The organism is Aeromonas sp. 75A (assembly GCF_051919425.1).
Classification (GTDB): Bacteria; Pseudomonadota; Gammaproteobacteria; order Enterobacterales; family Aeromonadaceae; genus Aeromonas; species Aeromonas veronii.
In genome coordinates this window covers 2,340,238-2,365,960 of record NZ_JBQBES010000002.1, presented here as the reverse complement: position 1 = coordinate 2,365,960, position 25,723 = coordinate 2,340,238, and the positions used below count along the sequence as shown (strand labels likewise).

General features: G+C 60.4%; 29 protein-coding genes, 1 tRNA gene and 1 riboswitch. Of the genes, 24 read left to right on the top strand and 6 right to left on the bottom strand.

The genetic code is table 11. The features are described from left to right. The first annotated feature begins 2 nt into the window (after positions 1-2). The 19 genes from ACTG2T_RS10950 (at position 3) to ACTG2T_RS10860 (ending at position 13,755) form a co-directional block, all read left to right on the top strand. Positions 3-341, top strand: a complete 339-nt coding sequence (locus tag ACTG2T_RS10950; protein WP_330124721.1) for a phage holin family protein — start codon at positions 3-5, stop codon at positions 339-341. Further along, a complete protein-coding gene (locus ACTG2T_RS10945; RefSeq protein ID WP_330124722.1) occupies positions 338-1,159 on the top strand; it encodes an N-acetylmuramidase family protein in 822 nt (273 codons plus the stop codon). The genes ACTG2T_RS10950 and ACTG2T_RS10945 overlap by 4 nt, the downstream gene beginning before the upstream one ends. Next, entirely contained in the window at positions 1,149-1,622 is a 474-nt protein-coding gene (lysB, locus tag ACTG2T_RS10940; RefSeq protein WP_330124723.1) for an Rz-like lysis system protein LysB, read from the top strand. The genes ACTG2T_RS10945 and lysB overlap by 11 nt, the downstream gene beginning before the upstream one ends. Next, positions 1,507-1,743, top strand: a complete 237-nt coding sequence (lysC, locus tag ACTG2T_RS10935; RefSeq protein WP_439973824.1) for an Rz1-like lysis system protein LysC — start codon at positions 1,507-1,509, stop codon at positions 1,741-1,743. Before lysB ends, lysC begins: the two co-directional genes overlap by 116 nt. Beyond that, positions 1,718-2,167: a phage tail protein gene (locus ACTG2T_RS10930; RefSeq protein WP_330124724.1), complete on the top strand. Its 450-nt coding sequence runs from the start codon at positions 1,718-1,720 to the stop codon at positions 2,165-2,167. Before lysC ends, ACTG2T_RS10930 begins: the two co-directional genes overlap by 26 nt. Before the next feature lie 2 nt (positions 2,168-2,169). Further along, positions 2,170-2,622, top strand: a complete 453-nt coding sequence (locus ACTG2T_RS10925) for a phage virion morphogenesis protein (RefSeq protein ID WP_330124725.1) — start codon at positions 2,170-2,172, stop codon at positions 2,620-2,622. Positions 2,623-2,695: 73 nt separating this feature from the next. Next, complete coding sequence (locus ACTG2T_RS10920; RefSeq protein WP_330124726.1) at positions 2,696-3,262, top strand: phage baseplate assembly protein V; 567 nt, start codon at positions 2,696-2,698, stop codon at positions 3,260-3,262. Then, positions 3,259-3,618, top strand: coding sequence for a GPW/gp25 family protein (locus tag ACTG2T_RS10915; RefSeq protein ID WP_330124727.1), 360 nt, complete (start codon positions 3,259-3,261; stop codon positions 3,616-3,618). Before ACTG2T_RS10920 ends, ACTG2T_RS10915 begins: the two co-directional genes overlap by 4 nt. Continuing rightward, complete coding sequence (locus ACTG2T_RS10910; RefSeq protein ID WP_330124728.1) at positions 3,615-4,514, top strand: baseplate J/gp47 family protein; 900 nt, start codon at positions 3,615-3,617, stop codon at positions 4,512-4,514. Before ACTG2T_RS10915 ends, ACTG2T_RS10910 begins: the two co-directional genes overlap by 4 nt. After that, a complete protein-coding gene (locus ACTG2T_RS10905; protein WP_199427936.1) occupies positions 4,511-5,149 on the top strand; it encodes a phage tail protein I in 639 nt (212 codons plus the stop codon). The genes ACTG2T_RS10910 and ACTG2T_RS10905 overlap by 4 nt, the downstream gene beginning before the upstream one ends. Then, the gene (locus ACTG2T_RS10900; protein WP_330124729.1) at positions 5,146-6,867 is read left to right on the top strand and encodes a phage tail protein; all 1,722 of its coding nucleotides are present in this window, start codon (positions 5,146-5,148) and stop codon (positions 6,865-6,867) included. Before ACTG2T_RS10905 ends, ACTG2T_RS10900 begins: the two co-directional genes overlap by 4 nt. A gap of 3 nt (positions 6,868-6,870) precedes the next feature. After that, positions 6,871-7,272: a tail fiber assembly protein gene (locus tag ACTG2T_RS10895; RefSeq protein ID WP_330124730.1), complete on the top strand. Its 402-nt coding sequence runs from the start codon at positions 6,871-6,873 to the stop codon at positions 7,270-7,272. A 169-nt stretch (positions 7,273-7,441) separates the two neighbouring features. After that, entirely contained in the window at positions 7,442-8,620 is a 1,179-nt protein-coding gene (locus ACTG2T_RS10890) for a phage tail sheath protein (protein WP_330124731.1), read from the top strand. Between the two features lie 12 nt (positions 8,621-8,632). Further along, entirely contained in the window at positions 8,633-9,151 is a 519-nt protein-coding gene (locus tag ACTG2T_RS10885; protein WP_167573843.1) for a phage major tail tube protein, read from the top strand. A gap of 63 nt (positions 9,152-9,214) precedes the next feature. After that, positions 9,215-9,499 carry a phage tail assembly protein gene (locus ACTG2T_RS10880; protein ID WP_279454111.1) on the top strand — a complete coding sequence of 95 codons (285 nt, stop codon included), beginning with the start codon at positions 9,215-9,217 and terminating at the stop codon, positions 9,497-9,499. 8 nt (positions 9,500-9,507) lie between these two features. Further along, positions 9,508-9,639 carry a GpE family phage tail protein gene (locus ACTG2T_RS10875; protein WP_108572652.1) on the top strand — a complete coding sequence of 44 codons (132 nt, stop codon included), beginning with the start codon at positions 9,508-9,510 and terminating at the stop codon, positions 9,637-9,639. After that, positions 9,636-12,083: a phage tail tape measure protein gene (locus ACTG2T_RS10870; protein ID WP_330124732.1), complete on the top strand. Its 2,448-nt coding sequence runs from the start codon at positions 9,636-9,638 to the stop codon at positions 12,081-12,083. Before ACTG2T_RS10875 ends, ACTG2T_RS10870 begins: the two co-directional genes overlap by 4 nt. A gap of 11 nt (positions 12,084-12,094) precedes the next feature. Then, on the top strand, positions 12,095-12,586 hold the full coding sequence (locus tag ACTG2T_RS10865) for a phage tail protein (protein ID WP_330124733.1): 492 nt from the start codon (positions 12,095-12,097) through the stop codon (positions 12,584-12,586). Beyond that, positions 12,583-13,755 carry a phage late control D family protein gene (locus ACTG2T_RS10860; protein ID WP_330124734.1) on the top strand — a complete coding sequence of 391 codons (1,173 nt, stop codon included), beginning with the start codon at positions 12,583-12,585 and terminating at the stop codon, positions 13,753-13,755. Before ACTG2T_RS10865 ends, ACTG2T_RS10860 begins: the two co-directional genes overlap by 4 nt. 145 nt (positions 13,756-13,900) lie before the next feature. Here ACTG2T_RS10860 and ACTG2T_RS10855 read toward each other — a convergent pair. Then, positions 13,901-13,986, bottom strand: a tRNA-Leu gene (locus tag ACTG2T_RS10855). A 143-nt stretch (positions 13,987-14,129) separates the two neighbouring features. Here ACTG2T_RS10855 and ACTG2T_RS10850 point away from each other — a divergent pair. Beyond that, a complete protein-coding gene (locus ACTG2T_RS10850; protein ID WP_330124735.1) occupies positions 14,130-14,663 on the top strand; it encodes an RDD family protein in 534 nt (177 codons plus the stop codon). A gap of 74 nt (positions 14,664-14,737) precedes the next feature. On the opposite strand, the gene lptG is transcribed toward ACTG2T_RS10850, so the two are convergent. Together lptG and lptF are read right to left on the bottom strand one after the other, a co-directional pair. Next, positions 14,738-15,808, bottom strand: a complete 1,071-nt coding sequence (gene lptG / locus ACTG2T_RS10845) for an LPS export ABC transporter permease LptG (RefSeq protein ID WP_005355217.1) — start codon at positions 15,806-15,808, stop codon at positions 14,738-14,740. A 25-nt stretch (positions 15,809-15,833) separates the two neighbouring features. Beyond that, positions 15,834-16,946, bottom strand: a complete 1,113-nt coding sequence (gene lptF / locus ACTG2T_RS10840) for an LPS export ABC transporter permease LptF (RefSeq protein WP_162515121.1) — start codon at positions 16,944-16,946, stop codon at positions 15,834-15,836. Between the two features lie 172 nt (positions 16,947-17,118). On the opposite strand from lptF, the gene pepA reads away from it, so the two are divergent. The 3 genes from pepA (at position 17,119) to ACTG2T_RS10825 (ending at position 22,186) form a co-directional block, all read left to right on the top strand. Beyond that, positions 17,119-18,627 carry a leucyl aminopeptidase gene (gene pepA, locus ACTG2T_RS10835; RefSeq protein ID WP_005336423.1) on the top strand — a complete coding sequence of 503 codons (1,509 nt, stop codon included), beginning with the start codon at positions 17,119-17,121 and terminating at the stop codon, positions 18,625-18,627. 174 nt (positions 18,628-18,801) lie between these two features. Then, positions 18,802-19,257 carry a DNA polymerase III subunit chi gene (locus tag ACTG2T_RS10830; protein ID WP_330124736.1) on the top strand — a complete coding sequence of 152 codons (456 nt, stop codon included), beginning with the start codon at positions 18,802-18,804 and terminating at the stop codon, positions 19,255-19,257. Positions 19,258-19,321: 64 nt separating this feature from the next. Beyond that, positions 19,322-22,186, top strand: a complete 2,865-nt coding sequence (locus tag ACTG2T_RS10825; protein ID WP_330124737.1) for a valine--tRNA ligase — start codon at positions 19,322-19,324, stop codon at positions 22,184-22,186. Between the two features lie 67 nt (positions 22,187-22,253). On the opposite strand, the gene ACTG2T_RS10820 is transcribed toward ACTG2T_RS10825, so the two are convergent. After that, on the bottom strand, positions 22,254-23,240 hold the full coding sequence (locus tag ACTG2T_RS10820) for a sodium:calcium antiporter (RefSeq protein ID WP_330124738.1): 987 nt from the start codon (positions 23,238-23,240) through the stop codon (positions 22,254-22,256). A gap of 87 nt (positions 23,241-23,327) precedes the next feature. Next, positions 23,328-23,435: riboswitch (yybP-ykoY riboswitch) on the bottom strand. A 172-nt stretch (positions 23,436-23,607) separates the two neighbouring features. Here ACTG2T_RS10820 and ACTG2T_RS10815 point away from each other — a divergent pair. Continuing rightward, positions 23,608-24,195, top strand: coding sequence for a superinfection exclusion B family protein (locus ACTG2T_RS10815; protein WP_005336432.1), 588 nt, complete (start codon positions 23,608-23,610; stop codon positions 24,193-24,195). 96 nt (positions 24,196-24,291) lie between these two features. On the opposite strand, the gene ACTG2T_RS10810 is transcribed toward ACTG2T_RS10815, so the two are convergent. Further along, entirely contained in the window at positions 24,292-25,152 is an 861-nt protein-coding gene (locus tag ACTG2T_RS10810; protein WP_330124765.1) for an AraC family transcriptional regulator, read from the bottom strand. A gap of 4 nt (positions 25,153-25,156) precedes the next feature. After that, positions 25,157-25,654, bottom strand: coding sequence for a GNAT family N-acetyltransferase (locus ACTG2T_RS10805; protein ID WP_330124739.1), 498 nt, complete (start codon positions 25,652-25,654; stop codon positions 25,157-25,159). Positions 25,655-25,723 lie beyond the last annotated feature (69 nt).

Below are 25,723 nucleotides of genomic sequence, written 5' to 3'. Positions count from 1 at the left end.
CCATGATCCCTACCAGTCCAACCGGCGTGTTTATCTACACCGCCCTGTACGCCCTAATCTGCACCGCAATCTTCCTGCGAGTCATGCTGTTTGACCGCAAAGGGGGTGAGTATCGCGCCCTGCCTGCTTGGCTGGCTTGGGGCCTGTGCGTGCTGTCAGGCTCCATTCCGCTGCGGTTTTTATTCGGCAGCATCACTGCGCCGGATCCGGCCTCTTTCGGACTTGCCCTCTTTCTGCTGTGCGCCGTGCTCAAAACCCGTGGCTCTGTCTATCACCTGCTGCCGCGCCGACACCAGCGCCCCAAGCCTGCCACTGACATCTACCGGAGGTATCAACCATGACCCTCAAAAAAGGCGCCATTGGCGCACCGGTGGCCGAACTGCAACAACTGCTCACCAGGGCAGGCTACCAAGTAGCCGCCGATGGCTGGTTCGGTGACGCCACCGAGCAAGCCGTGCTCGCCTTCCAGCGCGACCACCTCATCGTCGCCATCGGGCAGGCAGGGCCGCGCACCATGGCCGCCTTGCGCGGTGCCGCCATCGGTAACCAGCTCACCATCACCGATCTGCAGCAAGCAGCCGATCGCCTCGGTGTCGAACTGGCCAAGCTCGCCGCCTTCGCCCAGGTCGAAGCCGCTGGCGAAGGGTTCGACGACTGCCAGCGCCCGCGCCTGCTGTTCGAGCGCCATGTGTTCTTCAAGCAGATCGCCAAGCAGCAAGGCGAAGCCGAGGCCAACCGCCTCGCGGGCCTCTATCCGGCCCTCTGCAACCCCAAGCGCGGCGGCTATCAGGGCGGCCCGGCTGAATGGGCCCGCCTGCAAACCGCCATGACCCTGCACCGCGCCGCCGCCATCGAGTCGGCAAGCTGGGGAATGTTCCAGGTGATGGGCTACCACTGGCAGGCGCTGGACTATGCATCGGCAAGCGGCTGGATGACGGCAATGCTGCAAAGCGAGCGCGATCACCTGCGCGCCGTGGTCGGCTTTATCGAACTGGACCCGCAGTTGCACAAGGCGCTCAAGGTGGGCAAGTGGGCAGACGTGGCCCGCCGCTACAACGGCCCCGCCTACAAAGAAAACCGCTACGACACCAAGCTGGCCGAGGCATACGACCACTTTGCCAAGGTCTATCCGGTGCAGGAGGTGGCTGATGTGGCTTAATCTCCTGCGCTCACCCCTCACCTGGCTGCTGCTGGCCTTGGCCGTCACCCTGGGGGGCTGGGGCTGGTCGGCCCGCTCTGCCGCCAAGGCAGAGGGGCAGGTCACCACCCTGCAAAGCGACCTCAAGGCCGCCGACGACAAGGCCAAAGAGGCCGCACGGCGGGAGAGCGCCAAAGACAGCACCATCAACACCCTCACCATCGAGCTGGCAGCGCAGGCCACCGCCGCCCAGCAGTTGCAGGGCCAGCTCGACCAGCTGGCCACCACCGCCGCCACCCGTGAACAAACCATCGCGAGGCTCAAACGTGAAAATGCTGAACTTAAGTCTTGGGCTGATCGCCCTCTGCCTGCTGCTGCTGTCGGCCTGCTCCAGCGCCCCGCCCTCACCGGCGCCGCAGATTATCAGGCTCACCTGTCCCGCTCCGGCCCCCTGCCAGCTGCCGCCAGCGGATCCGGTCAATAACGGCGATCTGCTCGACCTGCTGACCACCACAGAGGCCGCCTGGGCAACCTGCGCGGCAAAGGTCGATGACGTGATCCAGTGCAACCGGAGGCTCCATGCTCAAACCAGCCGCAATCCGTGACGTGCTTGCCCGCTGCTCGCCGCAACTGGCGCAAAACCCCGAGAGCCTGATCCTCTCCGTGGGCGATGGCCGCATCGTTGCCACCGGCGCCCAGTCACTCTCGTTCGAGTGGCAATACCCGCTATCCATCGGCGTCATCGACTTTGCGGGTCACCCGGATCAGTTGGTCGTGCCGCTGCTGGCATGGCTGCGCCAACACCAGCCGGAGCTGTTCACCAACCCGGACAAGCGGGAGAACGCCATCAAGGTCGAGTCTGAACTGCTGGCCGGTGATCTCTACGACCTGCTGATCACCATCCCCCTCACCGAGCGGGTCATCGTCACGCAGACCGAAGAGGGGATCGGCTGGCAGCACGTACCAGAACCGCCAGAAGACCCCTATGACGGCATCACCTGGGAACTCTTTATCAACGGGGAGCACTAACCATGGCCGCCGACGCCCTCCAGCAACTAGGCGACCAAGCCGCCGCCCTGCTGCAGCGACTCAGCGCCACCGAGCGCCGCAAGCTGGCCGCCGAACTGGCCCGCACCATGAGGGCCACCCAGGCAGAACGGATCCGCGCCAACAAACAGCCGGATGGCACCGCCATGACCCCGCGCAAACCACAGCCAAGGCTGCGCGATCGGCGGGGTGGCACCCGCCGCAAGATGTTCGCCAAACTGGTCAAGCCTGCATGGTTCAAGGCTGCCGCCACCGCTACCGAGGCCGCCGTTGAGTTCAAAGGCAGCGCCAACCGGCTCGCCACCGTCCATCACTTCGGCCTGCGCGACAAAATCAACGGCAAAGAGGTGCAATACCCAGAGCGCCAACTGATCGGCATCACCGACGCCGACATCGACCGCGTTGAAGACGCCCTGCTTAAACACCTCACCACCTAGCGCGGGTGTGTAGCGCCGCCACACACCCGCCGCCGCTGGTCAGCGCAAACGACGCCGCTACACACTCCCCCACATGAACATCATCGAGCTACTCAGCAAAATCGACGACCTGATCCGCATCGGCACCGTGACAGAAGTGCGATCCGGTGAATGCCGCGTCAAAACCAAGGGCAACCACACCAACTGGCGGCCCTATCTGGTGCTGCGCGCAGGTAAAACCCGCCGCCGCATGCGCCCGAGCGTCGGCGAGCAGGTGATCCTGTTAAGCCTTGGCGGTGACCTGCGCAACGCCTTTGTCTTGGCGGGCATCTACCAGGACGAACACCCAGAGCCGCTGGCCGACGATGACAACGACGATCTCGATGGCGTCGAATACCCGGATGGTGCGGTCATCAAATACAACCCGACCACCGGTGAACTCACCGCATCAGGCATCAAAACCGCCGCCATCACCGCCAGCGTGGCGGTCAAGCTGATCACTCCGCTAGTCGAGTGCACCAAGGCGCTCAAGGTCGGCACTACCATCAGCGCAGGCGGCAAGATTACCGCTCCAAATGCCAACATTGGCGGCGTCGAGGTCACCACCCACAAGCACAAAGAGACCATGCCGGGCGGCGGCACCAGCGGGGGCCCCGTATGAACTGGCAGGGCATGAACGCAGCCAATGGCCGCGCCATCAGCGAGACCGCCCACATCCTGCAATCGGTGCGGGATATTCTCACCACCCCCATCGGCACCCGCATCATGCGCCGAGACTACGGCAGCGAGATATTCAGCCTTATCGACCAGCCACAGCACGGCGCAACCCGCCTGCGCCTGATGGCCGCCACCGTTCACGCGCTCACCCTCTGGGAGCCGCGCATCAGCATCACCAAGGTCGAGATTGGCGCTCCTGAACTGGGCGGCGGCTGCGCCGTCACCCTCACATGGCGCCGCGCCGACAACGGCCTGCTCGAATCCGGCACCGTCCAGCTACCGACCGGAGCAACCTCATGAACATCATAGACCTGTCAAAACTGCCCGCCCCGGATGCCGTAGAATTGCTCGACTACGAGGCCATCCTTGCCGAGCGTAAAGCGGCGCTGATCGCCCTCTATCCGGCAGACCAGCAGGCAGCTATCACCGCCACGCTGGCGCTCGAATCGGAACCCATCACCAAACACCTGCAAGAGAACGCCTACCGTGAGCTGATCCTGCGCGGCCGCATCAACAACGCCGCCGTGGCCAATATGGTGGCATGGTCAAAAGGCAGTGATCTCGATGGACTGGTAGCAAACTGGGATGTCGCAAGGCTGGTCGTGCAACAGGGGGACGACACCGCCACCCCGCCGATCCCCACCATCATGGAAAGTGACGAAGCACTGCGCGAACGTTCTCTGATGGCGTGGGATGCCATGAGCACCGCAGGCCCGCGCGGCGCCTACGAATTTTGGGCCCGCTCGGCAGATGGTCGCATCATCGACGCCAAAGCCATCAGCCCCAGTCCGGCCGTCGCCGTGGTCACCATCATCAGCAGCGAGGGCAACGGCACCGCCAGCCAGGAACTGATCGCCAAAGCCACCGCCGAATGCAGTGACGAAGACCGCCTGCCGGTTGCCGACCGACTCACCGTGCAGAGTGCGGGCATTCTGACCTACACCATCACAGCCAAACTGCACATGGATCTCACCGGTGCCGAGGCAGAACTGGCACTGACCGCCGCCCGTGACGCCTTGGCCGCATGGGTCAACCCGCGCAAACGGATCGGCGTGCGCATCGCGCGCTCAGGCATTGATGCCGTGCTGCATGTGCCGGGCGTCGTCTGGGTTGAGCTGATCGGCTGGGCCGACATCATCCCGACCGACACCCAGGCAGCCTACTGCACCGGCTACACCGTAGAGGTCGCACCATGACCGACCTGCTGCCACCCTCTGCCACGCCGACCGAGCGCAAGCTGGCCACCGTCAACGCCAAAGCCTGCGATCTGCCTGTCGATGTGCTGCGCACCCTCTGGAACCCGCACACCTGCCCGGTCTGGCGCCTGCCCAGTCTGGCCGCCGAGCGCTCGGTCGATCGCTGGGATGAAAACTGGCCGGAAGCCACCAAACGCAAGGTCATTGCCAACGCCCCGTTTGTTCACCGGCACAAGGGCACCGTCGGCGCCATCCGCCGCGCCGTCGAACCCCTCGGCTACCTGATCCGGGTGCTGCACTGGTACCAAGAAACCCCGAACGCCGAGCCGGGCACCTTCAAGCTAGATGTCGGCGTGCTCGACACCGGCATCACCGCCGAAATGTACGCCGAACTGGAACGGCTCATTGACGACGCCAAGGGACTGACCAGACACCTGACGGGCCTCGCCATCAGTCTGGAAACCAGAGGCAAAGCCTATCTGGGCGCCGCCTGCTATCTGGGGGAGGAACTGACCATTTACCCATACCAGCCGGGCCCCATCGTGGTCTCTGGTCATAGCTGGCACAGCGGTATCACCCACACCATCGACACCATCACCATCAACCCACTTACCAACAACACGAGGACAGCATGAGCAACTTTGGAGCCATCCTGACCAATGCCGGAGCGGCCAAGCTCGCCAACGCCATCGCGCTGGGGGTGCCGCTCAAGCTCACCCAGATGGCGGTGGGCGATGGCAACGGCCAACCGGTCGCCCCCGATCCGGCAATGACAGCCATCCCGGGCGAAAAACGCCGCGCCGCCATCAACACCCTGTTCGCCGACCCGCTCGCCGCATCCCAACTGGTTGCAGAGCAGATCATCCCGGAAGACGTGGGCGGATGGTGGATCCGCTGCGTCGGCCTGTACGATGACAGCAACACCCTGATCGCCATCGCCAATGTGCCGGATACCTACAAGCCGCTACTCACAAGTGGAGCGGGCCGCACCCAAATCATCCGAATGGTGCTGATCGTCAGCGATACCAGCTCAGTCGAGCTCAAGATTGATCCAGCCGTAGTGCTGGCAACCCGCAAATATGTTGATGATGTAATGAAAAAACATAGGGAGAGCAGAGACCATCCATACGCAACCACAGCATTGGCTGGTCTTATGAGGCTGGCAACAGCAGAAGACGCGATATCTGGCTCAGAAGAACCTTTCGCCATCACCCCATCGTTATTTAAGGCGCTAGCTCAGCCACGCCGGATCATCGAGTCACATTACGGAAAAGGCGCTTCATTCACCAAGTTATGTGATATGAAAAGAGACCCAGCGGATTCTTGCACTGGGCTTTGCGCTCTCGTTTCAGGAGGTAGTGATTATGCTGGGACCTTGATCCCAAGCTATCTGATTTCATTCTCCACAAGGGGATACAGTGGTGACCCATCGACGCTTTTGCGTCACATACATGTCATACATATGGGGCCCGGAGAACACTCTTCAGCCGTCTCATTTTTGGTTCGAGATACGGGAGTGCGAGTTGAGTTGTGGATACAGGTTTATTCTTATCCATACCCAGCAGCGATGCAGATCTTGAGTGAAAATAACTGCAGTGTAGTTCTTTCACCTCCGACTACAGATTTTCCAGCTGGCGCTGTGACAGCGATAGTACATCGTTCATTCACGACGCTATCACCACCTTCCGCGGCTAATGTTGGACTGGGGGCAGTGAATAACTACCCAGTTGCAACTTCACTAGAAGATGGTAGTTCGCAAAAATATGCGACGGCATCGCTCACATATCAGCTGGCTCATCTGCTCCAACTGCATGCTGCAGGGTCTAATCATCCGAATGCAACAACAGATGATGAGGGGATGATCCGAATTGCGACTCAGGAGCAGACAGACACAGGGGATGATGATGCCACTGCAATTACTCCTAAAAAATTAAAGGCATGGGTAAAGCAGGCCACTGAAAGCGTATTGGGGTTGATTAAGGTCGCCACGGCATCACAAACAACAGCAGGAACAGCGGACGACGTCGCGGTGACCCCAAAGAAATTGAAGCTTGGCTTTAACTTTATTGCCAGCGGAAATGGATTTATTGCACTTCCATCATGGCTTGGTGGTTTGATTATCCAGTGGGGGAGCATTCCACCAATTGCGCCAGGCGCCAGCGCTGTGATTACATATCCAACGGTCTTTCCTAATTCATTATTTGTCACCATACCTATTGCCGGCACAAGTGGTTGCATCAACGCACTATTGAACGCAGGTGGTGGGAATGCGTTGGCAAGCTTTCAAGCTCACAATAATATGACTGGAACGGTTACCACTGGCACAGGTTCTTATATTGCAGTCGGGAGATAAAGTATGAGAAAAGTATTTTATTCAAAATCACTCCTTGGATTTATTTTTGATGCGTCTGTCGCCGATGCGGTTGAAATACAGTATGACGAATATCAGCGCCTCCTTGATTCTCAAGTGGATGGCTTTCAAATTGTCCCAGATAAGAGCGGATATCCCACATTGGTTGCACAGAGTCAGCCTTCAGCAGAAGAAAAAGCGATTCGTGAGCAATCCATGAGGATATCAGATGCAAATCAACAAATCTCAACGCTAAAACCAGCCGTCGATGGCGGCTACGCCAAGCCAGAGCACACCCAGCTGCTGGCCGACTGGCAGCGCTACCGCTACGAGCTGACGCTGGTGCCGGAACAAACCGGCTGGCCTGAGTCGCCGCAATGGCCCACAGAACCGGAAAAGGTCATCTGACCAAACCAACCACCCCGCCCTGTGCGGGGTGTTTTCTTTCTGCCTGCCACCGTCTGCGGGTGTGTAGCGGCCCCACACACCCGCGCCAACTCGCCCAACCTGCGCCGCCCCTGCATCCTGACCGTGCTCATATTGATCACCTCCGTCCGGACACAGGAGAACCGCCACCATGGCACTCGACAGTTACCACCACGGCGTGCGCGTCGTCGAAGTCAACGAAGGCACCCGCACCATCCGCACCATCGCCACCGCCGTGATCGGCCTGCTTGGCCATGCGGAAGATGCCGACGCCGCCACCTTCCCGCTCAACACCCCGGTCATCATTACCGACGTGCAAAAAGCCGTTGGCAAAGCAGGAACCCAGGGCACCCTGGCTAAAGCGCTGCAAGCGATCGCCGACACCGTCAACACCATCACCATCGTTGTGCGCGTCCCCAAAGGCGCCACCGACGAAGAGACCACCTCCAACGTCATCGGCACCGCCAAGCCGGATGGCAGCTATACCGGCCTCAAGGCCCTGCAACGGGCCAGCTCTGCCGTCGGCATCACCCCGCGCATCATCGGCGCTCCGGGGCTCGACACCCTGCCGGTCGCCACTGAACTGGCCGCCGTGGCGGTCAAGCTGCGCGCCTTCACCTACGTCTCAACCCACGGCTGCAACACCCCGACCGAGGCGCTGGCCTACCGCCAGAACTTCGGCCAGCGCGAAGTCATGCTGATCCACGGCGACTTTAAAAAGTGGGATACCGCTACCAACGCAGAGGCGCCGGTCTGGGCCACCGCCAAAGCCATGGCCATGCGCGCCAAGATTGACAAAGAGGTTGGCTGGCATAAAACCCTCTCCAACGTCGCTGTCACTGGTGTGCAAGGGCTGACCAAGCAAGTGTTCTGGAGTCTGCAAGACCCGGACACCGACGCGGGCCTGCTCAACGAAAAAGACATCACCTGCCTGATCCAGTCCGAAGGGTTCCGTTTCTGGGGCTCCCGCACCTGCTCGGATGATCCACTGTTCCAGTTCGAGAACTACACCCGCACCGCCCAGATCCTCGCCGACACCATCGCCGAGGCTCACATGTGGGCGGTAGACAAGCCGATGACCCCCACCCTGGTCAAAGACATCATCGAAGGCATCAAGGCCAAGGGCCGCGAGCTGGTCACCCTCGGTTACCTCATCGGGTTCGACTGCTGGTACAACGAAGAGGTCAACGACAAAGACACCCTCAAGGCGGGCAAGCTCTACATCGACTACGACTACACCCCCGTGCCGCCGCTTGAAAACCTCATGTTCCAGCAGCGCATCACCGACCGCTATCTGGTCGACTTCGCCGCCCGCGTGGCCGCAGCATAAGGAGCATCAACAATGGCACTGCCAAGAAAGGTCAAACAGCTCAACATCTTCATCGACGGCACCAACTGGATTGGTGAAGCGGAAGATTTCACCTTTGCCAAACTGTCGCGCAAGTTCGAATCCTATCGCGGCGGCGGCATGCCGGGCGCCGTCAATATCGACATGGGGCTCGATGACAGCGCACTCGACACCGAGTTCACCATGGGCGGCTACAACGCCGAGATCGTCGGCAAGATGGGCAGCAGCAAAATCGACGGCGTCATGCTCCGCTTTGCGGGCTCCATCCAGCGTGACGACATTGCCGAAGTACAGCCGGTCGAAATCGTCACCCGCGGCCGCATGAAAGAGATCGACTGGGGCACCGCCAAAGTCGGCGACAACAGCCAGGCCAAGGTCAGCATGGTCAACACCTACTACAAGCTGACCATCAACGGCCAAGTCATCCACGAAATCGATCTGGTCAACATGATCGAAATCGGCCCCGATGGCGTCGACCGCATGGAAGCACACCGCAAGGCCATCGGCCTCTAATCCACCCAACCACATCCGGGCGGCATGGCCGCCCGTTACTACATAGCGAACAGGAAAAACACCATGGAACAGAAAGAAATCACCCTCGATACCCCCATCCAGCGCGGCGAAACCACCCTCAACAGCCTGATTGTCCGCAGCCCAAAAAAGGCAGGCCACCTGCGCGGCCTCAACACCATGGACATCGTGCAGATGAACGTAGACACCCTCATCAAACTGCTGCCCCGCATCACCGACCTGACCGAAAAAGAGGTGAACGACATGGACCCGGCTGATCTGCTCAAAGCCGGGGTAGTGGTGGTCGGTTTTTTGATGGGTTCGCAGCAGGAGGCTTACCTCACTGCATAGACGACCTGATGGCCGACTTGGCCATCATCGCCCACTGGCCGCCGTCTGAAATGGCGGCCATGGAGCTCGACGAGCTGATGGGCTGGCACCAACGCCTTGTTGAGCGATACAACCACATCAACGGGGCAGACGAATCATGAGCACCCTCAAGTTACAAATCCTGCTCGGGGCGGTGGATAAACTCACCGCCCCCCTCAAGGCCGTCACCGGACAAAGCCGCATTACCGCCAAAGACCTCGCAGACGCCAAAGCCAAAGTCCGCGATCTGGAAAAACAGAGCGGCCAGATTGACGGCTATCGCACCCTCGGCAAACAGATCGGCGCAACCAGGGCAGAACTGGCCAGCGCCCAGCAAACCGCCCAGCGCATGGCCCGCGAACTCAGCGCCACCGCCAACCCGACCAAAGCCATGACCCGTGATCTGGAACGGGCAAAAGCCGCCGTCCGCGACCTGACCAGCAAAGAGCAGGAAATGGTCAGCCGTCATGGCGCCATGAAAGCAGCCATGCTGCAGGCGGGCATCAACACCAAGCAACTGAGCCAGCACCAACGACAGCTTAAAACCGATCTGGCCGCCACCACCGCCCAGCTGGAACAACAGCGCAGCAAGCTGACACAAGTCGCAGCCCAGCAACAGCGCCTCGCCAAGGTCAAAGCCAACTACGACAAAACCATGTCGATGCGCGGCACCTTGGCGGGCTATGGTGCTGCGGGGATGGCCACCGGGGCAGCCGCCATCTACAAGGGAACCAATGTCGCCAGCAAGGCAATGGGATTTGATGTCGATATGTCAAAAGTGCAGGCACTGACCAGGCTAGACAAAGGAAGTGGCGAACTGGCAGCCCTGCGGGCCCAGGCTAGGGAGCTCGGCGCCAATACCGCATTCACAGCTGGTGAGGCAGCACAGGGGCAGGGCTTTCTAGCCATGGCAGGCTTTGCCCCCAAGGCAATCCTAGATGCCATGCCAGGAATACTCGATATCGCCAAGGCGGGCGGCGTAGAGATTGCTGCTGCCGCAGATATCGGATCCAACATCCTGACCGGCTTCAAGCTGCCGGCCAACCAGATGAACCGCTTGGGGGATGTGATGGTCGGCACCTTCACCCGCGCAAACGTCGACTTGCAGATGCTGGGTGAAACCATGAAATACGTGGGGCCGGTAGCGGCGGGGCTCGGGGTAGACCTTGAAACCGCTTCAGCCATGGCTGGCAAGCTGGGGGATGCGGGTATTCAAGGAAGCATGGGCGGTACTGCCATGCGCGCCATTCTAGGCAGGTTGGCGTCCCCGCCCAAGGCCGCGCACGATGCGCTGGCCGCCCTCAACGTCAAGACCGCTGATGCGGCGGGTAACCTGCGCTCCCTGCCAGAAATTCTGGACGAGCTCTATAAAAAAACCAGCAAGATGGGAGACACCACCCGCGCGGGCTATTTCAAGGCCATTGCAGGCGAGGAGGCATTTGCCGCCCTGACAGTACTGACCGAGCAAGCAGGTACAGGCAAGCTGCAGGAGCTGATCGCTACTCTCAAACAGGCACAGGGTGAGTCAAGCAAAGTTGCCAAGGTAATGGCCGATAACGCCATCGGAGATCTGGACAACCTAACATCAGCCTGGGACGACGTAGGAATCCAGATGATGGAGACTGAGAACGGCCCCATGCGCGGCATTATCCAGCGAGTCACCGAGATCATCCAGGTCACAGGAGACTGGATGCGGGCCAACCCAGAGCTCACATCGACCCTGACCCGTATAGCTGCCATCATTGCCGTCACCGCTGCCGTGGGCGGCGGCCTGCTGCTGGTGCTGGCGGGCATGCTCGGCCCAATCGCCGCTGTCAAAATGGGGCTTGGCATGATGGTAACCATGGGCGGCCCCCTGCTCGGGTTACTCAATGGGTTGACGTTGGGGGTGCTTAAGCTCGGAGTGGCCATGCTCACCACCCCGCTCGGCTGGATCATCATGGGCATAGCCGCCATCGCCGCTGGCGCTTTCTTGCTTTACCAAAACTGGAGCGGCGTCAAAGAGTGGTTTGTGGGCATATGGGAGCAATGCAAACCACCTCTGGCTGCATTCTGGGAGTTTCTAAAGGCGGCCTTTGCATTCTCCCCGCTCGGCCTGCTGACACAAAACTGGTCGGCCATCTGGGCATTCTTCGACACCCTGCCGGCAGGGGCGGCCGCCAAGGGGCAGGCCATCATAGACGGCCTGATCGGCGGCATCTCGGCAAAGTGGCAAGAGCTGAAAGCCAAGCTGGCTGAGCTAACCAGCTACCTGCCTGACTGGATGAAAGGGGGCAGTGAGCTCAAGGCAACGGTCAACCAATCTGCGCAGCTGGCAGGCGGCTACCACACCACGGCACCCGCGATGGCCGGGGCCAGTGGCTACGGGCCGACCATGTACCAGCCGCCCAAGCTGGCACAGGCTCAGGCAAAGGGGGGATCTACTCACATCAGTGCCCCCATTAGCATCGTGCAACAACCGGGGCAGTCTGCCACCGATGTCGCGCAAGAGATCAGCCGCGAGCTGGACCGCCGCGAACGGCAGGCATCTGCCCGCACCCGCGCCAGCCTGCGCGACACCAACTAAGGAGGCACACAATGATGATGACATTGGGCTGGTTCGTATTTATGCGATCCACCGTGGCCCCTCAATCACAACAAGACGAGCGCGCCTGGCGCCACCCGGGCAACCCTCGGGTCGGCGCCCGTCCGGCCTATCAGTACACCGGACCAGACGACGAGACGACCACCCTGTCGGCGACACTCTACCCCGAACTGACAGGCGGGCCGGTCACCCTCGACCTGCTCCATGAAATGGCAGATACCGGAAAAGCCTTCCCCCTGATCCAGGGGGATGGCGTGATGCGAGGCTATTTCGTCATCGTTAACACCAGCGTCACCCGCTCCGAGTTCTTCTCGGACGGTGCCGCCCGTAAAATCGAATTCAGCCTGAGCCTGAAACGAGTTGATGATGATGAATCATCACTCATGAACAAGCTGATGGGCCGAGCCATCGGTGGCATCGCCAGTCGGCTGGGCATCAGCAACATCGTCGGCACCATCGGCAACAAGATCGGGGGCCTGCTGTGAGCCTGACAGATAACGTGGTGACGGCTGTCACCAGCACCCTGACCAGCCAGCTGGGGCAATTCAGCATCACCGGGGCCGATCATCCGGCCCCGGCTTACCAGCTGCTGATCGACGGCACGGACGTATCCGCCACCATCAGGCCCCGCCTGATGAGCCTCAACATCACCGACAATCGCGGGTTTGAAGCCGACACCATCGACATCGAACTCGACGACAGCGACGGCAAGCTGGCTATGCCACGCCGTGGCGCCAGAATGCGCGTCATGATCGGCTGGCAAGGCCAACCACTAGTTGATAAGGGGGAATACACCATCGATGAGGTGGAGCACGCCGGCACCCCGGACAAGCTCTCCATCAGGGGCAAATCGGCCGATCTGCGCGGCAACCTCAACAAGCTGCGCCAGACCAGCTATCACCAGCAGACCGTCGGCAGCATTGTCGATGCCATCGCCCAGCGCCACAGCCTGATCCCCGCCTGCGCCGAACGCTTCAAGGGCATGCAGATTGACCACATCGACCAGCAGAACGAAAGCGATCCCGCCTTCCTCACCCGCTTGGCCGGTCAATGCGGCGCCATCACTACCATCAAATCGGGGCGACTGCTCTTTATCGGCCAGGGCAAGGGGCTCACCGCCAGCGGCAAACCGCTCCCCTCCGTCACCATCACCCGCCAGGACGGCGATCAGCACCGCTTCGCCGTCGCAGACCGCGACGCTTACACCGGCGTATCAGCCAACTGGCACGACCCGAAGAAGGCCACCACCGAAGGCTCGACCCTCAAGCGCAAACGCAAGAAGAAGCCAAAGCCGGAGCAGGCACTGCCGAGTGATACCACAGTCGACAAAGAGGGGCGCGAACTGCTGATTGGCGACAGCGAGAACGTCAAGGTACTGCGCCACATCTACGCCAACCAGACCAACGCCATGCGCGCCGCCCGCGCCGAGTGGGAACGGCTGCAACGTGGTGTTGCCGAGTTCGAGATCACCCTCGCCACCGGTCGGCCAGAGCTCTACCCGGAACAACCCACCACCGTCAGGGGATTCAAACCGCAGATCGACGAGGCCAGCTGGGTGCTGACCAAAGTCAGCCACAGCCTGAGCAACAGCGGCTACACCAACAACATCAACCTCGAAGTGGCGATCGACGACCTGCCGGAAGTCGAGGAATAACCAAGCCCAAAACAAAAAGGCGGCAGAGCCAACGCTCTGCCGCCTTTTCCGATCATCAGATTTCACTGCCGCCATTTTGCCGCCACTTGGGGCCATAAAAACTTAAGGCCATCCGATTGGATGGCCTTAAGTCATTGAATTCTAATGGTGCCCGGGGTCGGACTCGAACCGACACGATTATTCATCGGCGGATTTTGAATCCGCTGCGTCTACCGATTTCGCCACCCGGGCAACTGCGAGGAATTATACGAATGGCGCGATGCCATGCAAGGTGTTTTTCGATTGAACACTCCCGTTTGTTCATTTATTCAACGCCTTGCCGATGCGAGGCCAGTTACATAGAATGCCGCCATCATCTTAATGGAATAAAAACGATGGCCAAGCCTAAAAAAGTCCAACAAAAATCCCCCTCTCCCGCCACTCAGCCATACCCGTCAGCGGGTCTGCTACGTCGCCTCGGCGCCCTGATCTATGATGCGCTGGTGGTGACTTCGCTGCTGATCATCGCCGGCTTTATCGGCATGGGTGTCGCCAAGCTGCTGCTGGTCACCGGCATGGCCAGCGTACCGGCGGGTGAAGATACCGTCTGGTTGCTGACCCGCCACCACCTGAGTCTGATCTACACCCTGTGGCTCGCCTTCGTCATCTGTGGTTTCTACACCTGGTTCTGGACCCGCGCTGGCCAGACCGTCGGCATGCGCGCCTGGCGGCTGCGCATTCAGAACGAGGATGGCAGCCACATCCGCGTTACCCAGGCGCTGATCCGTCTCGCCACCGCCGCCTTTGGTCTGGGCAACCTGATGTGCCTGTTCAACCGCCAGCGTCCGCGGGCGTTTCAGGATATCTGGGCCGAGTGCGAAGTGATCCTGCTGAGCAAAGAGGCAAATCTGGAATTGTTGAACAAGTAATCCCGGATCAATGCAATAACGAAAGAGGGCACCAACAGGTGCCCTCTTTGCATTTCCTCATAACCTCGTGCGGATTACTGCTTGCGGCTGAGGATGTAGAAGGAGATGCCGCCAAACAGCAAGCTGGGCGCGATAGCCGCCAGAATCGGCGGTACCGCATAGACCAGACTGATGGGGCCGAACACGCGATCACTCACATAGACGGCAAAGCCGGTCATGATCCCCATCAGCATCCGAGCCCCCATGCTCACCGAGCGTAGCGGGCCGAAGATGAAGGAGGAGGCCAGCAGGATCATCGCCACCACCGAGAGCGGTGACAGCAGTTTGCGCCACATCTCCAGCTTGTAGCGACCGGCATCCTGCTTGTTGGCATCGAGATAGCCGATGTAGTCGAGCAGACCGGAGACCGAGAGGTTCTCGGGGTCGATACTTACCACCCCCAGCTGCTTGGGCGTCAACTCCGAGCTCCACTCCATCTTGTCATGCTGTTCGCTGCGGATCTGCGCCGGGTCGTCGAAGCGGGTAACCTGAGTCTGCTTGAGCAGCCAGTGGTGGCGCTCGAACACACCCTCCTGCGCCTGCACCACGTCGATCAGCTTGCGCTCGGGGGTGAAGCGATAGAGGGTGATGCCGGTGAGGGCGCCATCGTTACGCACCCCGTTGATATTGACGAAGTTGTTGCCATCGCGAGCCCACACCCCGTAGGCGGAAACCGTCAGACGACCTTCGGACAGCGCGCCCGCCTTGATGTCATCTGCCATCCGCTTGGCGATGGGGGCCACATATTCCCCCATCAGCCCCACCATGATCATCAGCGGGATCGCCGTTTTGAGCGCCGCCATCACGATACTGATCTTGGAGCGACCCGCCGCCTGCATCACCACCAGCTCGGAGCTGGTCGCCAGCTGACCCAGACCAATCAGGCCACCCAGCAGCGCGGCCAGCGGGAAGAAAAGCACCGCCTCCTTGGGCATGGAGAGCAGCACATAGTAGAGGGCGTTGATCATGTCGTAATTGCCGTCACCGACCGACTTGAGCTGCTCCACATACTTGATGAGCCCCGCAAGGCCAACCAGCGTGATTTCACACAGCAGGATCGACATGAAAATGACCCTACCGATATATCTATCGAGAATGCCAAACATCAGCAGAAGTTCCTATGTTGCAGCATCATGCTGATTTTCTGTTGAAATAGCGCCCTTTCACCCCGTTCCACCAGCTGGTGCCCTGCAGATTGAGGGGCAGGCCGATAAACAGCAGGTAACCGAGCGGCACCAGGAACATCCCCGGCCAGTAGGGCAGCCGACCGCTGTCGATGGCCGAACGGGCAGCGCTGAGCAGCAGGAAGTAGGAGAGATAGAGCATGATGGCCGGCAACAGCTTGGCGTAGCGCCCCTGACGGGGATTGACCCGCGCCAGCGGTACCACCAGCAGGGTGAGCACCGGAATGGAGAGGGGCAGCGAGATACGCCACTGCAATTCCGCCATCATGGCGTTGTCCTGGGTACCGAACAGTTCCATGGTCGGCTTGGCCGCCGCCTTGCGGTTGGAACGCTCCATCTCTTGCTGACGGATCACCAGACCATATTCGCGAAAATCGGAGATCTGGAACTGCTTGCCGGAGAAGTTCCCTTCGTAGCGGGAGCCATCCATCAGGGTCAGCCACTGCAGACCGTTCTCGTCGACCGTCACCACCCCTTCGCTCGCCACCACCACCGAGGGAGGATTGTTCCCCTCCGCCCGCTGCAGCACGAAGATCTTTTGCAGTTTTGAGCCGTTGTCGTTCAAATCCTGGATATAGGCAACCAGACGCCCCTTGTCGAGCTCCATAAAGCGGCCCGCCTGCAGGAAGGAGATACCCGGGTCCGCCTTGAACTCGTCGATCACCTGATACTCGCGCTCCTTGGCTTGCGGGGCGATCCAGCCGGTGTTGAACGCCGCGACCACTGCCGTCAGCAAGGCCAGCAACATGGCGCTGCGCATCACGAAACGGTGGCTGAAGCCGACCGCATGCATCACCGTCATCTCGCTTTCGGCGTAGAGGCGACCATGGGCAAACAAAATGGCTAAAAAGAGACTGATAGGCAGCATCAACAACGCCATATTGGGCAAGTTGAGCAGCAGCAGGGTGGAGACCAGACGTGTCGGCACCTCGCCATCGGCGGCATCACCGATGATCTTGATAAATTGTTGGCTGACAAAGATAAGCAGCAATACGAATAACACTGCCAGCTGGGTTTTCAGGGTTTCCCTGAACAAATATCGGAAAACGATCACAGTCATTCCCAAGTAAACTTGTGTTTTTAGTCGAATGCCTGAAAAATAGGGCCGTATATTGGATTTTTACCAGTTTGAACTGCGGAGCCTGTGGCTGTTCGCTCCGCCTCTGATACCCCAACAAGCACCGCATTATTCAATAAAAGGTGCCTTTTGTCTTTAGGATGTAGGAGATTCCATGGAGTTCAGTGTAAAGAGTGGCAGTCCAGAGAAGCAACGGAGCGCCTGCGTCGTAGTCGGCGTATTTGAGCCGCGTCGCCTCTCTCCGGTTGCCGAACAACTGGACAAGATCAGCGATGGCTATATCAGTTCGCTGCTGCGCCGTGGCGACCTGGAAGGGAAACCAGGCCAGATGCTGCTGCTGCATCAAGTACCGGGCGTGCTCAGCGAGCGCGTACTGCTGGTCGGATGCGGCAAGGAGCGGGAACTCGACGAACGCCAGTACAAGCAGATCATCAACAAGACCATCACCACCCTGAACGAAACCGGCTCCATGGAAGCGGTCTGCTTCCTCACCGAGCTGCACGTCAAGGGTCGGGATACCTATTGGAAAGTGCGCCAGGCGGTAGAAACCACCAAGGCGGGCCTCTACAGCTTCGATCAGTTCAAGACCAACAAGGCCGAGCCACGTCGCCCGCTGCGCAAGCTGGTATTCAACGTGCCGACGCGTCGGGAACTGACCATTGGTGAAAAAGCCATCGCTCACGGTCTGGCCGTGGCCAAGGGTGTGCGGGTCTGCCGCGACGTGGCGAACATGCCGCCCAACGTCTGCAACCCGGCCTATCTGGCCTCCCAGGCCCGTCGTCTGGCCGATGCCTACGACAACATCACCACCAAGGTGGTGGGCGAGCAGGAGATGGCCGAGCTCGGCATGAACTCCTATCTGGCGGTGGCCCGCGGCTCCGACAACGAAGCCATGATGGCCATCATCGAATACAAGGGTCATCCGGATGCCAAGCCCATCGTGCTGGTCGGCAAGGGTCTGACCTTTGACTCCGGCGGCATCTCCATCAAACCGGCCGATGGCATGGACGAGATGAAGTACGACATGGGTGGCGCCGCCTCCGTGCTCGGTACCATGCATGCGCTGGCCCAGCTGCAACTGCCGATCAACGTCATCGGCGTGCTGGCAGGCTGCGAGAACATGCCGGGTGGCAACGCCTATCGTCCGGGTGACATCCTCACCTCCATGTCAGGCCAGACCATCGAAGTGCTCAACACCGATGCGGAAGGTCGTCTGGTGCTGTGTGATGCGCTGACCTATGTGGACCGCTTCGATCCGGAAACCGTGATCGACGTGGCGACCCTGACCGGTGCCTGCGTCATCGCGCTGGGTCACCACACCTCGGGTCTGCTGGCCAACCACAACCCGCTGGCCCACGAGCTGCTCAACGCCTCCGAGCAGGCTGGCGATCGCGCATGGCGTCTGCCGCTGTTTGACGAGTATCAGGAGCAGATCGACAGCCCGTTCGCCGACATGGCCAACATCGGTGGTCGTCCGGCCGGCACCATCACCGCGGCCGCCTTCCTGTCACGCTTCACCAAAAAGTACAACTGGGCCCACCTGGATATCGCCGGGACTGCCTGGAAGAGTGGCAAGGATAAAGGCTCCACCGGTCGTCCGGTGCCCCTGCTGACCCAGTTCCTGCTGAACCGGGCTGGCGTGGATATCGAAGAGAAAGAGTAACTCTCCCACCCTGTCTGATGCGTACATCAACGGGGTTGGCGTTACCCTGAACCACAAGGAAGAGGCCCGCCTCTTCCTTGTTTCATTCTTGAATCAGTGAGCTGCGGACGGGAAACGCCCCGTCAGCCTCATGAGGCGGTCAACAGTCCGTCACCGCAAAACGGGATCAACCTGATGAGCCAAGTGACCTTTTACCTGATGAGCGAACAGGATCACGCGCAGGCCTCTGCGGTCGAGCGACTGGCCTGCACTCTTGCGGCCGAATCGTGGGGCGCGGGCCATATCTACCTGTTCTGCGACGATGAAGCGCAGGCCCTGCGTCTGGACGAGCTGTTGTGGCAGCTGCCGCCGGAGCGCTTCGTGCCGCATCAGCTGCAAGGCGAAAGCGGCATGGCCCCGGTGGAGATCGGCTATCAGCCACCGAAACGGCGCTACGCCCGCCTCATCAATCTGGCCAAACAGACACCTTTGTTTGCAGGACACTTCGCTCAAGTGGTAGATTTTGTCCCCACTGACGAAACACAAAAGCAGCAAGCCCGCGAGCGCTACAAGCACTATCGCCAGGCAGGCCATACCCTCGAAATGAGGGATCAGCCCGTCCTTGCCGCACCGGATCCGGCGCAGCCCTGACTGCAACCAATTGATCCATAAAGAATCAACACCAGACTCCATCCATCCAGATTACGGCGAGACCATGGAAAAGACTTTTAATCACAACGCCATCGAACAGGCGCTCTATCAGCACTGGGAAGCCCAGGGTTACTTCAAGCCCCACAGCGACACCAGCAAAGACTCCTTCTGCATCATGATCCCGCCGCCGAACGTCACCGGCAGCCTGCACATGGGTCACGCCTTCCAGCAAACCCTGATGGACACCCTGATCCGCTACAACCGCATGCAGGGCAAGAACACCCTGTGGCAGGCAGGTACCGACCACGCCGGTATCGCCACCCAGATGGTGGTTGAGCGCAAGATCGCCGCAGAAGAGGGCAAGACTCGCCACGATTACGGCCGTGATGCCTTCATCGACAAGATTTGGCAGTGGAAGGAAGAGTCAGGTGGCACCATCACCCGCCAGATGCGCCGTCTGGGCGACTCCGTGGATTGGGAGCGCGAGCGCTTTACCATGGATGAGGGTCTCTCCGCCGCCGTGCAGGAAGTGTTCGTTCGTCTTTACGAAGATGGCCTGATGTACCGCGGCAAGCGTCTGGTGAACTGGGATCCGAAACTCAACACCGCCATCTCCGATCTGGAAGTGGAAAACCGCGAGATCAAGGGCCACATGTGGCACCTGCGCTATCCGCTGGCCAACGGCGCCAAGACTGCCGAAGGCAAGGATTACCTGATCGTCGCCACCACCCGTCCGGAGACCATGCTGGGCGATACCGCCGTGGCCGTGAACCCGGAAGACCCGCGCTACAAGGCGCTGATCGGCCAGCACATCCTGCTGCCGCTGGTGAACCGCCTGATCCCCATCGTTGCCGATGAACACGCCGATATGGAGAAGGGCACCGGTTGCGTGAAGATCACCCCGGCCCACGACTTCAACGATAACGAAGTGGGCAAGCGCCACAGCCTACCGATGATCAACATCTTCACCCTGGATGCCCACGTGCGTGCCGAGGCCGAAGTGGTCGATACCAACGGCAACCCGAGCACCGCCTATGACGCGGCCCTGCCGGCCGAGTTCGCCGGTCTGGAGCGCTTCGCCGCCCGCAAGGCGATTCTGGCCAAGCTGGAAGAGCTGGGTCTGCTGGACGAGATCAAGGATCACGTGCTGCAACAGCCTTACGGCGATCGCGGTGGCGTGCCCATCGAGCCGATGCTGACCGACCAGTGGTACGTGCGCGTGGCACCGATGGCCAAGACCGCTATCGAAGCGGTGGAAGATGGCCGTATCCAGTTCGTGCCGAAGCAGTACGAAAACATGTACTTCTCCTGGATGCGCGACATTCAGGACTGGTGCGTCTCCCGTCAGCTGTGGTGGGGTCACCGCATCCCGGCATGGTATGACGACGCCGGCAACGTCTACGTTGGCCGCAGCGAAGACGAAGTGCGCGCCAAGCACAGCATCCCGGCCGTAACCGTACTGCGTCAGGACGAAGACGTGCTCGACACCTGGTTCAGCTCCGCTCTGTGGACCTTCTCCACCCTGGGCTGGCCGAACAACACCGAGGCACTCAAGACCTTCCACCCGACCGACGTGCTGATGAGCGGCTTCGACATCATCTTCTTCTGGATCGCCCGGATGATCATGATGACCATGCACTTCATCAAGGACGAAAACGGCCAGCCGCAAGTCCCCTTCAAGACCGTCTACATCACCGGCCTCATCCGTGACGAAGAGGGCCAGAAGATGTCCAAGTCCAAGGGCAACGTGCTGGACCCGCTCGACATGATCGATGGTATCTCGCTGGAAGATCTGCTGGAGAAGCGCACCGGCAACATGATGCAGCCGCAGATGGCCGAGAAGATTGCCAAGCGTACCGCCAAGCAGTTCCCGGAAGGGATCGATGCCCACGGTACCGACGCCCTGCGCTTCACGCTGGCAGCGCTGGCCTCTACCGGTCGTGACATCAACTGGGACATGAAGCGCCTGGACGGCTACAACAACTTCTGCAACAAGTTGTGGAACGCCTCCCGCTATGTGCTGATGAACACCGAAGATCAGGATTGCGGCTTCTCTTCGCAAGGGAATGGCGGCGAGATGCAGTTCAGTCTGGCGGACCGCTGGATCCAGTCCCAGCTGCAAGTGGCCATCCGTGACTTCCGCACCGCCCTCGATACCTACCGCTTCGACATCGCGGCTGGCGTGCTGTACGAGTTTATCTGGAACCAGTTCTGTGACTGGTATCTGGAGCTGACCAAGCCGGTACTGACCAAGGGTTCCGAGGCCGAGCAGCGCGCTGCCCGCCACACCCTCGTCAGCGTCCTCGAGACCCTGCTGCGTCTGGCACACCCGATCATCCCGTTCATCACCGAGACCATCTGGAAATCGGTCGCCCCGCTGGCTGGCGTTCACGCCGACACCATCATGATTCAGGCTTTCCCGGAGTTCGACGCCGCCAAGGTGGACGAAGCCGCGATGGCGGATCAGGAGTGGGTGAAGGAGTTCATCGTCAGCATCCGCAACATCCGCGCCGAGATGAACGTGGCCCCGAGCGTGCCCCTGAACGTGCTGCTCCAGTGCGATGCCAAGGATGCCCAGCGCGCCGCTGACAACGAGGCCTTCCTCAAGTCGCTGGCCCGTCTGGAGTCCATCCGCGTACTGGCGGACGGTGAAACCGCCCCGCTGTCAGTGAAGAAGCTGATCGGTGCCACCGAGCTGATGATCCCGATGGCCGGTCTCATCGACAAGGATGCCGAACTGGCCCGTCTGGCCAAAGAGGTTGCCCGTCTGGTGGGCGAGTGCGGCCGTATCGAAGGCAAACTCGGCAACGAAGCCTTCGTCGCCAAGGCGCCGGAAGCGGTCATCGCCAAAGAGCGCGAGAAGCTGGAAGATTACCGTCTCCAGCTGACCAAGCTGGAAGCCCAGCAGGCCGAAATCGCCGCGCTGTAAGCACCGCCTCAACCGATACAACAAAGCCCCCTGCCAAGGGGGCTTTTTCATATCCGCGCTCCCCGCTTCAGCTCATCAGCAACCAGCCGCAAAAACCGAGATAGAGCAGACCGACCAGCGCCAGCCGTCCGGCGGTCATGGTTCCCTTTCTGAACCCCCACCAGAGCAACCCGACCGCCAGCAACGTCACCAGCGAGGAGGCCATCATGGCGCCATCCAGCAGCCAGGGGGTAAACAGCAGACAGAACGCCTTGGGGATGGTGCCCTGGATCATCATGGCCCCGGAGATATTGGCCAGCGCCAGCCGGTTCTTGCCCTGTCGCACCCAAATCAGCACGTTCATCAGCTCCGGCATCTCGGTCGCCACCGGGCTCAGCAGCAGGGCCGCCAGCACCGGCGAGAGGCCAAACAGCTCGCCCATGCTCTCCAGCTGATGAACAAACAGCTGAGCCGCCAGCGCCACCACCACCAGTGCAGCCAGTGTCTGCAGCAACACCTTGCCAAGGGGTGGGATCCCGGCATCTGGGGCCAGCTTGAGGGGCTCCGGCAATTCGACTTCGTGGCTGTCACTCTGTTTCAACTCGCGCCTTACATAGACGAGGTAGACCAGCAGGAAGAGCGGGGCCAGCCAGCTCTTGCCGGTGAAGGCGACCAGCCCCAGCGCGGTTGCCACCAGAAAGATGCCGATAAACCAGCGCTGATCCCGCCCAATCTCCCGTTGCACCCCGCCGTCGATGGCGCGCTCGGTACGCCCCATGCAAAGCAGCAGGGTAACACCGACCGCTGCATAGCCGATGGTGGCCAACACCAGCGGCCCGCCGAGGGCGGCGCCAATGCCGATCTCCTGCTGGGCGGTCGTGTTGCCCATCAGCAGGGCGGTCAGGGTCACGATGCACTCGGGCAGTGCCGTGCCTAGTGCGGCCAACAGCGAGCCAGTGGCACTTTGCGAGAGTTTGAAGTGGTGGCCGGTCCACTCGATGCCATTGACGAGATATTCGCAGGCAAGGTAGATGGTGACCGCAGAGACGAGAAATAACAGCAGGGTAATCAACATAATAGATACCGCCAGGCGAGCAGAATAACCGATGGACCCGACATGGCTCGCCCGGCTGGCGTGCATATCGAGGCCAAAGGTCTTGCAGAGCGATAGTGCCTATCGCCGCCCATGCCATGGATACGAGGATCCAAGAGTGTTGACATGGGCCCGGCCCGGAATGCGGGCGGGTTGCTACTCCCCAATGACTGAGGGGACGTTTTAGCAACTCGACCGCCGCCTCACAAGGCAAATTAATGACAACTCATTCAATAAGTTGTAAGGGAATGTAACCTCGCCTGCCCTCCCTCCCCGCCGCTATTGCGCTGTTGGCACACCGATTGCTGTAGGTAGTTCACTATCCACAACAGTTTGGGAAGGATGAACAATGAAACGGTGGATCCAACATTTCTATCAACTGAACCGCCTCAATTGGCTGATGGTCTGGTTGTTGCTCTGCTGCAGCATCATTCTGCTGTTTCCGGCCGGGCTGATGAAAGGGGCCGTCAGCCAGTGGGCTGCGGATCATGCGGCCTGGCTGGGGGTCGGCATGCTGATCGCCATCTCCTACTTCTGCAGTCAGGGCTTCCTGATCGCCTGGGAGTGGGCGTGCGAAGAGTGGCAGGCGCGCCGTCAGCAGGACCAGCTGGCCCAGATGATCGGCTTCCTCGACTTCAACGAGAAGGCGGTGCTGCGCGAGTTCGTGCTGCAGCGTAAAAGCGTCATAAACTTGCCGATCACCGAGCCCGCCGTCAAAAACCTGATGGATGCCGGCGTCCTCACCTACGCCTACGGCAAGCCGACCCGGGAGAAGGATGACGAGAACCAGATCCGCGCCCTGATGATCGCCCTGCCCGCCCGACCGCTGCTCACCTACAAGGTGCTGGGGCTGTCGCGCGGCAAGATGAGCGACGAGCAGGTGGAGCAGATCATGAATGCCAGACCCAAGTTCGCCCAGAAGGGGTTCCAGCGCTAACCGCCGCCCAGCCGCCAGATGCACAAGAGCCGGACACTGTCCGGCTCTCTCGTTGCTGCGCGATGTTCTGCACAGCCTCTTCCATCTTGTTGTGCCCTACCCCTTGAGGCTGGAGCAAAAGCTGACATCGTCCAGCACCGGATCATCGCTCATGCTGTGATAGAGCTCGAAGCAGGGACCATTACCAAACTCCAGCCCGGCAGCAACGATGTCGCCGATATGCTCCTGCCAACGAGGGCCATACTGACTGCGGTCGGTAATAAGATAACGGGACTGGGCGTAACGACCGGCGGGAATAAGCTGGATCTCGACCGCTCCCATCCCCACCGTCCCCGCAGGCACCGTCACCCCGATGTCAGTGCGACACTGAGCTGGCGGAGTCACCTCGGGGTTATCGTGATAGATGAAGATCCACTCCCCACCTTCCAGACCGCGGGCGCTGGCCCACTGATGCAGCTGGCGGCAGACGGGGTCATACCCCTCGCCATAGGGGCCGGTGACACGCATATAGGCCAGAGTACGGGCGTCCATCTCGATGGTTTTCATGATATTGCTCCTTGCTGATGAGTGACCCTCAGCATAAGGATTCGGCTGCACAAATGCGTGTCCATCCTTGCTCATCAAGTGTCCATTCTTGCTCTTGTCGCGGCGAAACTCTCCCGGCGTGCAACCATAGTAACGGCGAAATACCTTGGCAAACGCCTGGGAGCTGGCGAGCCCCGCCCCCAACGCAATGGCCGTGACACTGGCATCGGTATAGCAGAGCTGCCAAGCAGCCCTCTGGATGCGCAGACGACGACACATCTCCCCGGGCGTCTCCCCCGCCACAGCCGTAAACACCCGGTGAAAATGGTAGAAAGACAAGCAGGCACTGCTTGCCAGCGTTTCGATGGAGAGATCGGGATTCTGCTCCAGCGCCCGGATCACCGGGCGCAATCTGGCCTGATAATCGACCATACCGTTAGCGACTGGCGCCCCCCGCGACTCTGGCCATATAGAGCGCATCCACATAACGCCCTTGGCGGAAGGCATAGTCACGGGCTCGCCCCTCCTCGGTAAAACCGAACTTGCGATAAAGCGCCTGTGCGGCCTCATTGTCGGTATAGACGGTCAGCTCAATCCGGTGCAGGTTGAGCCTGTTATCGGCCAGATCCAGCGCCGCAGCCATCAGGGCAGAGCCCACCCCCTTGCCAGCCCAGTCATCCCGCACTCCCATGCCAATCCCGGCCACATGCTTGCGTCTGGGATTGGGCTCAACCAGCAGCGAGAGCTGGCCTACCAGCAGGCCGTCAACGTCGGCGACCAGTGCCACCACGCTGTCGCTCTCCAACCGCTTCTGCCACTGGCTAAGGGGTGGCATAGGCAGGTGCAAAGTGCCCGCCTGGGCATTAGGCATGGCGTAGAGATCCCGTAAGGCGGGGGCATCGGTGGGTTCGGCATGATGGATAGTAATCTGCATATGAGGCTCCTTCTCGAAACCTCCATCATGCAATATCCAGCGCGGTTACACATCCCCCACCTGCACCCA

Excerpts from the sequence above, each read along its gene's own strand:
- ACTG2T_RS10885 (WP_167573843.1), top strand. The coding sequence starts at position 8,633 with ATGGCACTGCCAAGAAAGGTCAAACAGCTCAACATCTTCATCGACGGC.
- ACTG2T_RS10950 (WP_330124721.1), top strand. The coding sequence starts at position 3 with ATGATCCCTACCAGTCCAACCGGCGTGTTTATCTACACCGCCCTGTAC.
- ACTG2T_RS10820 (WP_330124738.1), bottom strand. The coding sequence starts at position 23,240 with ATGTTGATTACCCTGCTGTTATTTCTCGTCTCTGCGGTCACCATCTAC.
- ACTG2T_RS10810 (WP_330124765.1), bottom strand. The coding sequence starts at position 25,152 with ATGGTCGATTATCAGGCCAGATTGCGCCCGGTGATCCGGGCGCTGGAG.
- ACTG2T_RS10920 (WP_330124726.1), top strand. The coding sequence starts at position 2,696 with ATGAACATCATCGAGCTACTCAGCAAAATCGACGACCTGATCCGCATC.
- ACTG2T_RS10900 (WP_330124729.1), top strand. The coding sequence starts at position 5,146 with ATGAGCAACTTTGGAGCCATCCTGACCAATGCCGGAGCGGCCAAGCTC.
- ACTG2T_RS10895 (WP_330124730.1), top strand. The coding sequence starts at position 6,871 with ATGAGAAAAGTATTTTATTCAAAATCACTCCTTGGATTTATTTTTGAT.
- ACTG2T_RS10945 (WP_330124722.1), top strand. The coding sequence starts at position 338 with ATGACCCTCAAAAAAGGCGCCATTGGCGCACCGGTGGCCGAACTGCAA.
- ACTG2T_RS10870 (WP_330124732.1), top strand. The coding sequence starts at position 9,636 with ATGAGCACCCTCAAGTTACAAATCCTGCTCGGGGCGGTGGATAAACTC.
- ACTG2T_RS10925 (WP_330124725.1), top strand. The coding sequence starts at position 2,170 with ATGGCCGCCGACGCCCTCCAGCAACTAGGCGACCAAGCCGCCGCCCTG.
- ACTG2T_RS10915 (WP_330124727.1), top strand. The coding sequence starts at position 3,259 with ATGAACTGGCAGGGCATGAACGCAGCCAATGGCCGCGCCATCAGCGAG.
- ACTG2T_RS10890 (WP_330124731.1), top strand. The coding sequence starts at position 7,442 with ATGGCACTCGACAGTTACCACCACGGCGTGCGCGTCGTCGAAGTCAAC.
- lptF (WP_162515121.1), bottom strand. The coding sequence starts at position 16,946 with ATGACTGTGATCGTTTTCCGATATTTGTTCAGGGAAACCCTGAAAACC.
- ACTG2T_RS10850 (WP_330124735.1), top strand. The coding sequence starts at position 14,130 with ATGGCCAAGCCTAAAAAAGTCCAACAAAAATCCCCCTCTCCCGCCACT.
- pepA (WP_005336423.1), top strand. The coding sequence starts at position 17,119 with ATGGAGTTCAGTGTAAAGAGTGGCAGTCCAGAGAAGCAACGGAGCGCC.
- ACTG2T_RS10875 (WP_108572652.1), top strand. The coding sequence starts at position 9,508 with ATGGCCGACTTGGCCATCATCGCCCACTGGCCGCCGTCTGAAATGGCG.
- ACTG2T_RS10865 (WP_330124733.1), top strand. The coding sequence starts at position 12,095 with ATGATGATGACATTGGGCTGGTTCGTATTTATGCGATCCACCGTGGCC.
- ACTG2T_RS10830 (WP_330124736.1), top strand. The coding sequence starts at position 18,802 with ATGAGCCAAGTGACCTTTTACCTGATGAGCGAACAGGATCACGCGCAG.
- lptG (WP_005355217.1), bottom strand. The coding sequence starts at position 15,808 with ATGTTTGGCATTCTCGATAGATATATCGGTAGGGTCATTTTCATGTCG.
- ACTG2T_RS10815 (WP_005336432.1), top strand. The coding sequence starts at position 23,608 with ATGAAACGGTGGATCCAACATTTCTATCAACTGAACCGCCTCAATTGG.
- ACTG2T_RS10880 (WP_279454111.1), top strand. The coding sequence starts at position 9,215 with ATGGAACAGAAAGAAATCACCCTCGATACCCCCATCCAGCGCGGCGAA.
- ACTG2T_RS10910 (WP_330124728.1), top strand. The coding sequence starts at position 3,615 with ATGAACATCATAGACCTGTCAAAACTGCCCGCCCCGGATGCCGTAGAA.
- ACTG2T_RS10905 (WP_199427936.1), top strand. The coding sequence starts at position 4,511 with ATGACCGACCTGCTGCCACCCTCTGCCACGCCGACCGAGCGCAAGCTG.
- ACTG2T_RS10805 (WP_330124739.1), bottom strand. The coding sequence starts at position 25,654 with ATGCAGATTACTATCCATCATGCCGAACCCACCGATGCCCCCGCCTTA.
- ACTG2T_RS10825 (WP_330124737.1), top strand. The coding sequence starts at position 19,322 with ATGGAAAAGACTTTTAATCACAACGCCATCGAACAGGCGCTCTATCAG.
- lysB (WP_330124723.1), top strand. The coding sequence starts at position 1,149 with ATGTGGCTTAATCTCCTGCGCTCACCCCTCACCTGGCTGCTGCTGGCC.
- ACTG2T_RS10930 (WP_330124724.1), top strand. The coding sequence starts at position 1,718 with ATGCTCAAACCAGCCGCAATCCGTGACGTGCTTGCCCGCTGCTCGCCG.